This window comes from Glycomyces tritici, assembly GCF_030403505.1.
The window spans coordinates 72888-86039 of sequence record NZ_JAUEMJ010000013.1; the positions used below are offsets into that span (position 1 = coordinate 72888).

A 13152-nucleotide genomic window follows, 5' to 3' on the forward strand; every position below is an offset into this window, starting at 1 on the left:
AAGGCCCGGACCGAATGGTCCGGGCCTTCTTCGTTGCTTTGCCGACCTGGCTGCGAGTCGAGCATCGCGGCGATGCCGGCATTCGCTCACTTGTCCCGGGTGCCGATGGCCAGCATGGACCGCAGCGCATGGTCCAGTTGCGCAAGTTCGTGCTCGGGCATCTTCGCGGTGAGCTGACCGATGCGGTGGGCGACGGCGGTCGCGGCCGCGTCGGCCGCTTCCCTGCCGGCCTCGGTGAGCGTGACGAGGAAGCTGCGGCGGTCGCCTGGGACGGGGGTGCGCTCGACGAGTCCGGCGGCTTCGAGGCGGTCGAGGCGCTTGGTCATGCCGGCGCGGGACATCAGCAGTTCCGCCGACAGCGCGGAGGGAGTGAGGGCGTACGGCTCTCCGCTGCGCCGCAAGGTGGTCAAGACGTCGTACTCGGGCTGCTGGAGACCGTGTTCGGCCATCGCCGCCTCGCCCACCGGCATGACGACGTGCTGGAAGACGAAGGCCATCCGCATCATCGGGCCCATGTGCTCCAGGTCGAGGTCGGGTCGCTCGCTCTTCCAAGCCGTCAAGATCCCGTCGATGTGGTCCTCGCCCGTGTTCGCTTCGTTCATCCTCTCATTCTATTCGCCCGAAGATAGTTTGCTAGCGTACTATCAACAAGCGAAATAGTCTCATAGAATTTAAGGGGCAGTTCATGCGCACGCTGATTCAGAACGCACGGATTTTCAACGGCCGCAACGTTTCACCCTCGTCCGAGATCCTCATCGACGGCGACCGCATCGCCGAACCCGATGGGAGGAGCGTCGACGAGACGATCGACGCCACCGGCAAGACACTCCTTCCCGGGCTCATCGACGCCCACACCCACGCCGTGGGCGATGACCTCGCACTGGCGCTGGCGTTCGGCGTCACCACCGAACTCGACATGTTCAGCCTCCCCGTCACGCACGCCCGGCTGCGTGCACTCGCGGCCCAGCGCGACGACGTCGCCGACCTGCGCAGCGCAGGGCTCCTGGCCACCCCGCCCGGAGGGCATCCCCTCCAGATCGCCACGCCGGAGGCCATGGCCTTCTACGGGGAGAGCGCCGACGCGTTCAAGCCGATCCGATCCGCCGACGAAGCCGAGGCATTCGTCAAGGCGCGCTTGGATGAAGGCGCCGACTACATCAAGATCGTCATCGACGACGGCACTCATTCAGGCCTGGACCTGCCCGTCCTCTCCCCCCGAATCGCCTCGGCGCTCGCCCGCGAGGCCCACGCCGCCAATCTGATCGCCATCGCGCACGTGTGGACGAGCGCCGACACGCGGATGGCGCTCGATGCCGGGGTCGACGGGCTGGCACATGTCTTCACCGACCTCGCCGCCGACGACCCGGCCATGGCCGACCTCACCGCGCGCATCGCCGACAGCGGCGTGTTCGTCGTGAGCACCTTGGCGTACATCGAAGGTGTCACCGGGGGCGGCACCGGGCGCGAGCTAGTCGAGGACGATCGTGTCGAGCCGCGCCTGCCCGAGCACCTCCGCACCGCGCTCGCCGGAGGCGACGGCAAGGTGCAGAGCGAAGCCTCGGCGAACGCCGCCGCCGCGATCGCGAGCCTCCACCGCGCACGGGTGCCGATCCTGGCCGGTACCGACGCGACTCCGTTCGGACCCGCACACGGGGCGAGCATGCTTCGCGAACTGCTGCTGTTGTGCGAGGCGGGGCTGACCCCTGCCGAGTCACTGGCGGCGGCCACGAGCACGCCGGCTCGGCACTTCGGCCTCGAGGACCGGGGCCGGATCGAACCGGGACTGCGCGCCGACCTGGTCCTGGTCGAAGGCGATCCGACCAGGGACGTGCGGGACGCGCGTTCCATCGAGCGGGTCTGGCGCAGGGGCGTGGAGAAGCGCATCGCCTGAACGCCTCACCGGACGGGCCCTCGGGTCGGTGGCTGGGTGTAACACTCGCTGCGTGGTTCGCAGAGCCGACTCGTACTGGCCGCGCTCGAACTCGAACGGGCCGAGGCTGCCCAGGTCCCAGGCGGGTCGATGTCCGTTCCGGAACGCGCGCCAGGTCACTGTCGCGGCGGAGACGAGAACCTCCGCGTACAAGGGCCAGCACCCCCAATCACCGCAATCGCATCCGAGCAGCACCGTGTCGCGGTCCCCGGCCCCGGGCAGCGCCGGTGCTCCGAGGAAGTGCCGACTCGGCCAACGGACGGCGTCGAGGTGTGTGAGGCCGCCGTAGGCCCCGGCGAGGTGCTCCTGTCCATCGGCCCTGGCCGACCGGAGTTCGGCTCGCCGGGCGTGCTCTTCAAGGGCCACGCCATCGACCATGATCAGACACGGCCCATCGCTGTGAGCAATGGTGAATTCGACGCGATTCATACCGGCATCGTATGGAACACGCGGGGAGCCCTCAATGAGGCCTGCTAACGGGGATAGGCCCGGATCCGAGGATCCGGGCCTATCCCTTTGTTCGCGAGGACCTTCGACGAACCGCGGATCCGCTGTTCAGCCCAGTTCGGTGAAGAAGTCGCGGAGGTCGCCGGCGAGCACGTCCGGTACCTGGTGGGCGGCGTAGTGACCACCGGTGTCGTGCGTCCGCCATTGCGTGATGTTGGTGTAGTCGCGTTCGGCGAAGCGGCGAATGGACTGGAAGTCTCCGGCGAAACTGGAGTTGGCGACCGGGAAGTCCGCCGGCGTGCTGTCGATCGGGTGGTGCTTGTTCTCGAAGTAGAAGCGCATCGACGAGGCGATGGTGTCGTTGAGCCAGTGCACGATGACGTTGTCGATGACGAACCGGTCGTCGATCTCGTCTCCGAACAGCTGGTCCATCCAGGCGAGGAGGCCTCGGGGCGAGTCGGCCAAGGCGTGGGCGAGCGTCTGCGGCTGCTGGGAATGAAGCTGGTCGTAGGAGCTCTTGTTCTCGTAGAACCACTGCAGCACCTGCAGCGCACCCATCTCCTCCTCGGTCATGCCCTCCATCTCGGACGGGTCGCCGGAGGGGAACGAGAAGATCTGGTCGACATGGACGCCGATGACGTGCTCGCCGTCGATCCTGCCCAGCTCCGGGGCGATGAACGCGCCAGCGTCGTTGCCGTGTGCGCCGTACCGCTCGTAGCCGAGCCGCGCCATGAGCGTCGCGAACGCCTTCGCCGTGCGGGCGGCGCCCCAGCCGGCCTCCGTGGTCGGGCCGGAGAAGCCGAACCCCGGGAGCGAGGGGATGACCAGATGGAACGAGGGGCCTTCGCCCGGCCGAGTGAGCGGCTCGATCAGGTCGACGAACTCCATGATCGTTCCGGGCCAGCCGTGGATCAGCAGCAGCGGCACCGCGGCGGGGTCGGGTGACTCGATGTGGAGGAAGTGCAGGCGCTGGCCGTCGATCTCGGTGACGAACTGCGGGTACCCGTTGAGTCGCGATTCGGTTTCGCGCCAGTCGTACCGCTGGAGCCAGTAGTCGGTCAGGTGGTCGACGCGGTCGACGCTCACGCCGTATGCGTCGCCGGCGCCGGGGATCTCCTGGGCCCGGCGGGCTCGCGACAGGCGAGTGTGGAGGTAGTCGAGTTCGGACTGCGGAATCTCGATCGTGAAGGGCTGGATCGCCTCGTGCTGGGCCACTGCCGTCTTCCTCTCGCTTGTTCGGGAGCCGGTGCTCCTGCGCTGACTTCAGCATATCAGAACGGAATGATCTATTCCAGTAGTGGGGTGGAGAATTTTCGTGGCCCGGAGGTGCCGCGGTGAGTTCGTCCACCTGGTCGACTCGACGATCGAGGCCCCCTCACACAGTGGCGGGCCTCGATCGTCGGTCCCGGTCAGGCGGCGACGTCGTCGGTCTTGCGTGCCCAGGCGCGGTGCTTGCCGATCGCGTCCGCGAAGGCGTCGAGGAAGCCCGAGGGCAGGTCGCCGCCATGCGCGGCCGTGGTCACGACGCCCTTGTCCTCCATCGGATCGGCGCCCTCGGCGTAGTCCGCGTCGATGCGGGCGGCGCGCAGCACGTCGAGTCCCGCGCCGAATCCGGCGACGGCTTTGCCGTGTTTGAAAGCCTCGGTCACGAAGTGAAGGGCCCGGCCGTCCCGCGCGAGCGCGGCGGCGCTGTCGGGCCCGCTGGGGACGGCGACCGCGTCGTACAGGACCGAGGCGACCGTCGGCAGCGCCTTGTCGACCTCCACGGATCCGCCGTCGGCGCCGCGGAGCGTCCCGTCTGTGAGGCCCACGACCTCCGGGATCGCGCCGCGAGCGCGCAGGTCCTCCACGAGGCGGGCGACGCCCGCCGCGTCGACGCCGTCGGCGGCGAGGACCGCGACCTTGCGGGTGGCGACACCGGTGACCGGGTCGGTCAGCTGCGAGAGCGCCGGTGAGGTGCGGCCGTGGTTGGGACGCCCGGCCTCGGTCGGCGCGGGCACGCCGATGCCCGCGGCCACCCGCGTCGCCAGGTCCAGGTCGACGTGGCGCAGGTGGTCGACGACGCGGGCGCGGATGTCGCGGTCGTGGACCTTGCCGAGCTCGAAGCGGAATGCGGCCACGATGTGCTCGGCCTCGACCTCGGTCATGGAGTTCCAGAACAGCGTCGCCTGGCTGTAGAAGTCCTTGAAGCTCTCCGAGCGCTTGCGGATCTTGGCCCCCTCGACCTTCTCGGTGTAGTGCGTGAACGCGCCGGGGCAGCCGGGCATCGGGGCGTTCACGCTGATCGAGTTCTTGTTGTACGAGGTCGCCGAGGTGTGGATCCGGTGCTGGCCGTAGCCGTCGCGCTGGTCGTTGTGGACCTCGGCCACGGGCCGGTTGACCGGGATCTGCGAGAAGTTCGGGCCGCCCAACCGGATGAGCTGGGTGTCCAGGTAGGAGAAGTTGCGGGCCTGGAGCAGCGGGTCGTTCGTGAAGTCGATGCCGGGCACCACGTTCGCGGTGTGGAAGGCGACCTGCTCGGTCTCGGCGAAGAAGTTGTCCGGGTTGCGGTTGAGGGTCATCTTCCCGACCGGGCGCACCGGCACCTGCTCCTCGGGGATGAGCTTGGTGGCGTCGAGGAGGTCGAAGTCGAACGCGTGCTCGTCCTCCTCGGGCACGAGCTGCACGCCCAGCTCCCACTCGGGGAAGTTCCCGGACTCGATGGCGTCCCACAGGTCGCGGCGGTTGAAGTCGGGGTCGGCCCCGGCGACCTTCTGCACCTCGTCCCATACCAGCGAGTGCGTGCCGAGCGTGGGCTTCCAGTGGAATTTGACGAAGGTGCCGCGCCCGTTCGCGTCGACGAGGCGGAACGTGTGGACGCCGAAGCCCTGCATCATCCGGTAGGAGCGCGGCAGGGCCCGGTCGGACATGAGCCACATGATCGCGTGGAGCGTCTCAGGCTGGAGCGACACGAAGTCCCACAGGGTGTCGTGCGCGGAGGCGGCCTGCGGGATCTCGTTCCTCGGCTCGGGCTTGACCGCGTGGACGAAGTCGGGGAACTTCGCCCCGTCCTGGATGAAGAAGACCGGGAAGTTGTTGCCCACCAGGTCGTAGTTGCCCTCGCCGGTGTAGAACTTGACGGCGAACCCGCGCACGTCGCGGACGGTGTCGGACGAGCCGCGGGAGCCGGCGACCGTGGAGAAGCGCAGGAACACCGGCGTGGTCTCGGCCGGGTCGGTCAGGAACCGGGCAGTCGTGTACTCGGCCAGCCAGTCGTCGTAGGCCTGGAAGAGGCCGTAGGCGCCGGCCCCGCGGGCGTGGACGACGCGTTCGGGGATGCGCTCGTGGTCGAAGTGGGTGATCTTCTCCCTGACGTGGAAGTCCTCCATCAGGGTGGGGCCGCGCTCTCCTGCGGTGAGCGAGTCGTCGGTGTGGTCGACGCGGACGCCCTGCTGTGTGGTCAGCGCCTGGTCGTCGTCGACGACCCGATCACGGTCGAGCTGCTCGTCCTTGCGGTCGCGTGCGGCATCGTGCCCCATGGCGGGCCTCCCTCGTTGTGGTCCGAAATGGGGCAATACCCCCCTGCCATAGTCGGCCAAACGAAGTCCGCCCGGGCGGTTTCGCCGAGGCTGCCGGGAACGGATCGGACGGCCGTACATCGGCCCCCGAGCGGTTCCGGTGGCTGCCCCGGCGCGTTGCCGCCGGTGCGTCAATCCAAGTCGGGGTAGCCCCACTCCAGGTCGATGCGGGCATGGGGAGCGATGGCGTGGAGCGAGGTTTCGATGTCGCTCTCGAATTGCGTGCTCCACGTGCCGAAACCGCGGACGATGATCGGGTGGGGCGCGCTGCGCGCGCCGACGGAGGGCGGTTCGTGGCGGACGCGGACCACCATCCACGAATCGATCCCGTGGTCCTTCAAAACGAGGTTCACCGCCGCTCCGATGCGGTCGGCTTCGTCTGGGGACTCCAGGTTGTCCACGTTGAGCTGCAGATGAATGTTCACTGACATGGGCGTCATCCTAAGAGCCCCTTGCACGTGAGCACTTGGAGCCGGGGTGCCGGCTCCGCTGTGTGCGCGGCGCTCAGGGGGTGCGCTTCTTGGCTCGGAAGTGGTCGATCACGTCCTGGCGGAGGAGAGTGCCGTAGCCGGCTGCGTCGATGCGGGCTATCAGGGCGGGGAGTACGAGGCCCATGGCGGCGGCGGTGGCTTCCAGGTTCCAGTCGTGGTCCGAGAGGGTTCGCAGGAGGCGGCCTCGGCGGGACTGGGTCTCGGAGAGGCGGAAGGTGCGCAGGTAGGCGAGTCGGCCTTCGTCGTCGGTGATGGCCTCGCCCACGTGGGTCTCGCGGCCGGGTATGAAGTGCGGGCGGAACCTGCGGAGCGTGTACCGGTCCATCTGGTAGTCCGCGGTGAAGACGTACTCGGCGTCGAGGAGGCCGGCGGCCATGACGTGCTGGTGGAAGTCGGCCCACTCCTGGAGCGCGGCGTCCATGGCGGTGCGCAGGTCGGCGATGGTGTCGATGGTGCTCGCATCGAGGTGGGGGCGGAAGTCCGGGCTTGCGTCGTAGAGGTGGGCGTATCGCCAGATGAGCTCGCCGAACCCGTCTTCGATGAGGGTGGGGTGCAGGGCCCGGTAGTCGTCCGGGTGCGGGGTCACGATGGCCGAGGCGAGCGCGTCGGCGACGTAGACGAGCACGCCGCACTGTCCAGGGTGGAGTTCGAAGATGCGGAGGGCGTCGGCGAGCCCTTCGACGTCGAAGCCGCTGTACCGGGGGTCGTCTTGGCGCGGCAGGCCGCGGCGGAAGGCGCGGGTCGACCATTCCTGCCAGGCGATCGAAGGGACCCGGAACGTGAGCGGCAGGAACGCTTCCAGCGCAGTCTGGTGCGGGACGAAGTGCACTCGGGTGCGGCGCTCGAGTTTCGTCGCAGGTCGCCGGGACTTGCGCACTGTCCTGGCGGGCATGCGCAGTGCGGTGCCGAGTGCGGGCACGGCGGTGCCGTCGTCGGTCCACTCGGCGGTCAGGCCGTGCGGCGTATAGCAGCAGTACGGCTCGTACGCATCGAACGAGTCGTCGACCGGGAACCCGCTGGGGTGCAGTCGCAGCGACGTGATCGGCTCGTCGCGGACGAGCGGCACGAGCCGAATGCCGCCCCACACTTGGTCGGGGCGGATCTGGAGGCCGTCGAAGGTCAAGCGGTGCAAGGCGTCTCCTCGGCGAGCCAGTGTTCCACCCGCGCATCGATGTAGGCCCGCAGTGCAGCGATCCCGGTGCGGCCGGTGGCGAAGTGGGCGAAGGCGACGAGCTCGGGCAGGTCCTCGGCGTCGCGGATGCCGACGGTGGGGGTGGTCGGCGAGAGGCGGCGCACTTGCAATCCGGCGGCGTCGAACACCGGGTTCAGATGGGCCACAGCGGTCTTCCCCGCGGGATCGAGCCGCTCCTGCCAGACGCGCAGCACTTCGGCCGCCATGCCGACCGGTGCGTTGTCCCACCCGTCCGAGACCACGACCAGCAGGTCCGGTCGGGTTTCGAGCCCGTCGAGGAGGCGCTCGCCGAGCGCGGTGACGCCGCGGGCGCGGACCATGAGCGGGTCCTCGCCGCCTGACAACCACAAGGGACGGTAATCGGCGGCGAGTTCGCGGAGCAGGAAGTGCGCGGCCAGCGCGACGACGAGGGGTCGGCGCCGCTTCTCGCTCGAGCCGCTCGCCGAGTAGCTGTCGTCGAGCACGGCCGAGACCCGCCCCCAGGTGCCGGCCCGCAGTCCGGCCACGCGCAAGGCCGCCGCGCGGAGTGCGTCGGTCAGTTCCAGGCGCCGCTGCTCGCGCTCCTCCACCGGCAGTGCCAACACGTAAGCGGCGAGGCGGGTCAGCGGCATTCGCGACAGGTCCGCGACGTCGGCGGCCACGCCGAGCGCGCCCGCCCGGGTGGCCGAGCGCTGCAGCCGCAGCCGCTCGTTGCGGGTGAGCTGCGGGGCGATCTTCTCGAGGAATTCGGCGCGGGTGATGCGGTGGCCGGCGGCGAAGCCTTCGGCCACGGTGTAGGGAAGGTCGAACACGGCCCGCCGGTCGAAGTGGGCCCGCCGCCAGGTCTCGAACAGCGGGGTGCGGAAGCGTCCCGCCGCATGCCAGTTGAAGAGGAACGCGTCCAGTTCTTCGCCCGGCAGGTCATCGGTCTTCAGGTGCGCGTGGCGCACTGCGCCGAGGAATGCGGACCGGTACTTGACGGCCTCGAACGCCGGGTCGGGTCGCGCGGTGAGCCATTCGCGCATGATCGCGCGGGTCCGGCGGTTGTTGACGCGGGCCTTTCGCAGGGCCGTGAACAGGTGGTAGACCCGGTGGGTCGGGAGCCCGGTGAGGGCCTTGGCGATCAGGCGGCCTTCGACGGACCGCTGCGCGGGGCTCGCGTCGCGGCCGGTCTGCAGGAGCCGCAGGATGATCGCGGCGGCGTTGCGGTCGTTGACGCCGAGCGTGAGCGTGGCCGCGTACAGGTCCCGGTAGTTGACGAGCATGTACTCGTGCAGGAACTCCATGGACCACTGCTGCGCGTCGGCGTCGGAGTGGAACTCGCGCTGGCCGGTGGAGGCGATCGCGGCGTTGACGAACAGGAGCACGTCCTCCGCGGCGGCGCGGTCGGCGAGGAGTTCCATGGGGGTGTCCGGGGGTTCGAGGGGTGGGGGCGCCGACCGGGGAATGAGAGGCACGAAGGCGAAATGACGCTTAAGAAACGGATCCGGGAGTCGCACCCGAGTCCCGCGGTCGGCAATGCTCACCTTACTGGCGGCTCCCCATGCGTCGCCATCGAATAGGAGCCCGTCTCAGTGGTTTCGCAAGGGGCCGAAGCACTTTCTGAGGTCGTTGACGAGGAGGTCGGGGGCTTCCATCGCCGCGAAGTGGCCGCCTCGGTCGAACTCGGACCAGTGCACGATGCGGTGGCGGCGTTCCAGGAGGCGCCGGATCGCCGGGTCGTTGGGGAACACGGCCACGCCGGTCGGAACGCCGGAGGGGCCGCCTTCGTCCGGTTCGTCGCGCACGGCCCGGTACTGGTGGGCCGAGCTCGCGCCGGTTCCGGTGAGCCAGTAGAGGGTCACGTTGGTGAGGAGCTGGTCGACGTCGACGGCCTGTTCCGGGAGTTCGGCCGCCGGGTCCGTCCAGTCCTTGAACTTGTCCGCGATCCAGGCGAGCTGGCCGACGGGAGAGTCGTTGAGCGCGTAGGCGAGCGTCTGCGGTTTGGTCGACTGGAGGTCGGCGTAGCCGGTGCCGTGGCGGACCAGGTCCCGCACGCTCTCCAGGCGGGCAAGTTCGGCGTCGTCGAGGTCGGGGTCGTCGACCGTGGGGAGTTCGAGGCCGCCGTTGATGTGGACGCCGACGACCCGGTCGGGCGCGAGGCGGCCGATGGCCGGGGAGACCTTCGAGCCGGTGTCGCCGCCGTGCGCGCCGAAGCGGTCGTATCCGAGCCGGTCCATCAGTGTGAGCCAGGCGCGGGCGATGCGGGCGTGGTCCCAGTCGGGTGCGGACAGCGGTGTGGAGAAGCCGAAGCCGGGCAGTGAGGGGGCCACGACGTGGAAGGCGTCGGCGGGATCGCCGCCGTGGGCGCGGGGATCGGTCAGGGGCCCGAGGATGCGCGTGAACTCGACGATCGAGCCGGGCCAGCCGTGCGTGATCACGAGCGGCAGCGCATCGGGTTCGGGTGACCGCACGTGGAGGAAGTGCACGCGCTGCCCGTCGATCTCCGTGAGGCCTTGCGGGTAGGCGTTCAGTGCCGCTTCGTGGACCCGCCAGTCGTAGTCGTGCAGCCAGTAGTCGGCGAGGCGGCGCAGGTAGAGGACGGGGACGCCGGAGGCCCAGCCCGGCTCGGGGCTCGCGGCGGGCCAGCGTGTGAGGCGCAGCCGTTCGCGAAGGTCGTCGAGCGCCGCCTGGGGGACGTTGATCTGGAAGTCGGCTATCGGGTCCATGGCGTTCCTTCCGGTGGTCGTTCTCGGGTTCCATGCAATCAGAGCCGCCGCGGGGTCGCCACCGGATTCGGCAAGTGAAAGGGTTTGTCCCCCATGGGAGCTACGCGGAAGTGTCCACTGCACGGGGACGGCGCCGGGGGCTGCGGTCCGTAGCGTTCACCGCAGCCGCGGCGCCCCCGCCGCGGTGTTGCGGAAGGAATCGTCATGAGACTCGTCTGGCAGCTGCTCGCCGTCGGCGCGGTCACCTTCATCGGTGGCCAGGCCGTCGTCGTCCTCGAAGGGCGGCCGTGGCTGGTGCTGATCGTCGGCCTCGTCACGAGCGCGGTCGCGGTGCTCGTCTACCGGTGGGTGGTGCGGCGCACCGAACGCCGCGCGGTCGTCGAGTTGGCGGGGCCGGGTGCGTTCGGTGCGGTCGGGCTGGGGACGGTGCTCGGCGTCGCCATGTTCGGGGCCGTGATCGCGAACATCGCGCTCCTCGGTAACTACACAGTGGACGGTATCGGGTCGCCTGCCGGGGCGATGGGGCTGATCGGCTTCATGGCCGCGGCCGCCGTCACGGAGGAACTGCTCTTCCGGGGGGTGCTGCTCCGCATCGTCGAAGGGCGCTTCGGCACGTGGATCGCCCTGGCGTCCACGAGCATCGTGTTCGGACTCATACACCTGGTGAACCCGCACGCCACCCTGTGGGGCGCGACCGCCATCGCGATCGAGGCCGGCGGGATGCTCGGCGCCGCCTATATCGCCACTCGCAGCCTGTGGCTGCCGATCGGGCTCCACTTCGGATGGAACGTCGCCGCGTCCGCGCTCTTCAGCACCGAGGTCTCCGGCAACGGCACCCCGCAGGGCCTGCTCGACGCCGCCACCTCTGGTCCGACCCTGGTCAGCGGCGGCTCGTTCGGCCCTGAAGGCAGCGTCTACGCGGTGGGCTTCGGCACCCTCCTGATGGTCGTGTTCCTCTGGATCGCCAAGCGGCGCGGCCGCATCGTGCCGATGCGCCGACGCGCCGAGCGGGCCGGCGCCGCGGCTACACTGCCCCGGTGATGGATCTCCGGCGGATCCCGGAGCAGTGGCGGCGAGTCGACGTCACGATTCGGGACCTCCCCTTGGGGCTGATGTTCGCCGCCACGTCGTTCCTGCCCCTCCTGCGCGGCCATGAGACGCAGCTCGGCGACCTCCCCGGGCGGCCGCTGGACGCGTTCGGCCTCGGCGTCCTCGCGCTCGAATGCCTCCCGCTCGCCGTGCGGCGGCGCCGGCCCGGCGTGTGCCTGGCGCTGGTGTCGCTCGGGTTCGTCCTGGCCTCGCTCGGCCGCTACCACCTGGTGGCGAGCACGGCGCTGGCCATCGCCCTGCTGAGTTCCGGCGCCCACCTGGAGCGGTACCGGAAGACGGCCATGGTCCTCCTCTCGATCGCCTACGGCGGCTTGGCAATCGGGCTGGTCCGGCTCGGGTCGGCCGAAGGGGTGGGCGGATTCGCGACGTTCTACCTGCTGCTGGCCGCCTGCTGGGGCGCGGGGGCCTGGCTGCGGGCCACCCGGGCGGCCGAGGCCGAGAAGCGCCGCCGCGTCGCCGAGACGACGCGCGCCGCCGAGCGGACCCATATCGCCCGCGAACTGCACGACGTCGTCGCCCACCATGTGACGGCGATGGTCGTGCAGGCCGAGGCCGCCCGGTACCTCACGGGTGCGCCCGACCGCCTCGACCAGGCGCTGCAGGCCGTGGGCGACACGGGCCGGCGCGCCACCACCGATCTGCGGCACCTGCTCGACCTGCTTGATCCTGAACACGGCGCGGATCCCAAGACGCCGGCGGTCGGCCGCCTCCTCACCCTCGTGGAGCAGACCCGCCTGGCCGGGCAGCCGGTGGCGTTCACCGAGGAGGGCACGCCCGCGAGCGACACCGGCAGCGCCGACCTGGTGGCCTACCGGGTCGTCCAGGAAGCCCTCACCAACGCCGTCAAGCACGCCCGCAGCAGCCCCACCGCAGTGCGGGTGCACCACCGCGCCGGCGACATCACCGTGGAGGTCAGCACCGAAGGGGCCACCGCGTCGAACCTGGCGGGGAGCGGGCGCGGCCTCGCCGGTCTGCGCGAGCGCGTCGACCTCCTCGGCGGCGACTTCGACGCGGGCCCGCGGGCGGGCGGCGGATTCACCGTGCGGGCGCGCATCCCCGCAGGGAACCCGTCGTGACCGCCCCGATCAGGGTCCTGGTCTGCGACGACCAGATGCTCATCCGCACCGGCCTGGTCACGATCATCGACGCGCAGCCCGATCTCGAGGTCGCGGGCGAGTGCGGCGACGGCCGGGCCGCGGTCGACCTGGCCGAGCGCCTGCGCCCGGACGTCGTGCTCATGGACGTGCGCATGCCGGTGCTCGACGGCATCGAGGCCACCCGCCGGATCGCGGGCGCGACGGTGGACGACCCGGTCAAGGTCCTGGTGCTCACCACGTTCAACCTCGACCGGTACGTGTACGAGGCGCTGCGGGCCGGTGCGAGCGGGTTCCTCCTCAAGGACGCGCCGCCTTCGCAACTGCTGCAAGGGATCCGCACGGTCGCGACCGGCGCGGCGCTGCTCGATCCGGGCGTGACGCGCGCCCTCGTCGGCAGGTACGCCGCGCGCATCCGGCCCGCCGACGACACGCCGCCCGGCAATCCGCTCACCCCGAGGGAACTGGAGGTCCTGCGCCTCATCGCGGACGGCCGCTCCAACCGCGAGATCGCCGCGGCCCTGGTCATCAGCCCCGAGACCGTGAAGACGTTCGTCTCGCGCATCCTGACCAAGCTGGGCCTGCGCGACCGCGTCCAAGCCGTCGTCTACGCCCACCGGCACGGCCTGGTCTCTTGACCCGGA

Annotated in this window: 11 protein-coding genes; 4 read left to right on the forward strand and 7 right to left on the reverse strand. The window is 70.0% G+C overall.

The annotated features are described in order from the left end of the window. Positions 1-86: 86 nt before the first annotated feature. The gene (locus tag QWI33_RS27200) at positions 87-602 is read right to left on the reverse strand and encodes a MarR family winged helix-turn-helix transcriptional regulator (RefSeq protein WP_289959833.1); all 516 of its coding nucleotides are present in this window, start codon (positions 600-602) and stop codon (positions 87-89) included. 83 nt (positions 603-685) lie between these two features. Here QWI33_RS27200 and QWI33_RS27205 point away from each other — a divergent pair, with 83 nt between their 5' ends. Next, a complete protein-coding gene (locus tag QWI33_RS27205) occupies positions 686-1891 on the forward strand; it encodes an amidohydrolase family protein (protein WP_289959834.1) in 1206 nt (401 codons plus the stop codon). A gap of 594 nt (positions 1892-2485) precedes the next feature. Here QWI33_RS27205 and QWI33_RS27210 read toward each other — a convergent pair. The 6 genes from QWI33_RS27210 to QWI33_RS27235 all read right to left on the reverse strand — a co-directional run bounded on the left by QWI33_RS27210 (position 2486) and on the right by QWI33_RS27235 (position 10304). After that, positions 2486-3592 (reverse strand): epoxide hydrolase family protein, encoded by a 1107-nt coding sequence (locus tag QWI33_RS27210; protein WP_289959835.1) that lies wholly within the window; start codon positions 3590-3592, stop codon positions 2486-2488. A gap of 194 nt (positions 3593-3786) precedes the next feature. Continuing rightward, a complete protein-coding gene (locus QWI33_RS27215; RefSeq protein ID WP_289959836.1) occupies positions 3787-5895 on the reverse strand; it encodes a catalase in 2109 nt (702 codons plus the stop codon). Positions 5896-6065: 170 nt separating this feature from the next. Next, a complete protein-coding gene (locus QWI33_RS27220; RefSeq protein WP_289959837.1) occupies positions 6066-6365 on the reverse strand; it encodes a hypothetical protein in 300 nt (99 codons plus the stop codon). A 73-nt stretch (positions 6366-6438) separates the two neighbouring features. Then, positions 6439-7557, reverse strand: a complete 1119-nt coding sequence (locus QWI33_RS27225) for an ARPP-2 domain-containing protein (protein ID WP_289959838.1) — start codon at positions 7555-7557, stop codon at positions 6439-6441. Continuing rightward, a complete protein-coding gene (locus tag QWI33_RS27230; protein WP_289959839.1) occupies positions 7545-8999 on the reverse strand; it encodes a hypothetical protein in 1455 nt (484 codons plus the stop codon). Before QWI33_RS27230 ends, QWI33_RS27225 begins: the two co-directional genes overlap by 13 nt. Before the next feature lie 168 nt (positions 9000-9167). Continuing rightward, positions 9168-10304 carry an epoxide hydrolase family protein gene (locus QWI33_RS27235; protein WP_289959840.1) on the reverse strand — a complete coding sequence of 379 codons (1137 nt, stop codon included), beginning with the start codon at positions 10302-10304 and terminating at the stop codon, positions 9168-9170. 204 nt (positions 10305-10508) lie between these two features. On the opposite strand from QWI33_RS27235, the gene QWI33_RS27240 reads away from it, so the two are divergent. The 3 genes from QWI33_RS27240 to QWI33_RS27250 are packed head-to-tail and all read left to right on the forward strand — an operon-like array spanning position 10509 to position 13146. After that, positions 10509-11345 carry a CPBP family glutamic-type intramembrane protease gene (locus QWI33_RS27240; protein WP_289959841.1) on the forward strand — a complete coding sequence of 279 codons (837 nt, stop codon included), beginning with the start codon at positions 10509-10511 and terminating at the stop codon, positions 11343-11345. After that, positions 11342-12490: a sensor histidine kinase gene (locus QWI33_RS27245; protein WP_353895564.1), complete on the forward strand. Its 1149-nt coding sequence runs from the start codon at positions 11342-11344 to the stop codon at positions 12488-12490. The genes QWI33_RS27240 and QWI33_RS27245 overlap by 4 nt, the downstream gene beginning before the upstream one ends. Next, positions 12487-13146 carry a response regulator gene (locus QWI33_RS27250; RefSeq protein ID WP_289959842.1) on the forward strand — a complete coding sequence of 220 codons (660 nt, stop codon included), beginning with the start codon at positions 12487-12489 and terminating at the stop codon, positions 13144-13146. The genes QWI33_RS27245 and QWI33_RS27250 overlap by 4 nt, the downstream gene beginning before the upstream one ends. The last annotated feature ends 6 nt before the right edge of the window (positions 13147-13152 follow it).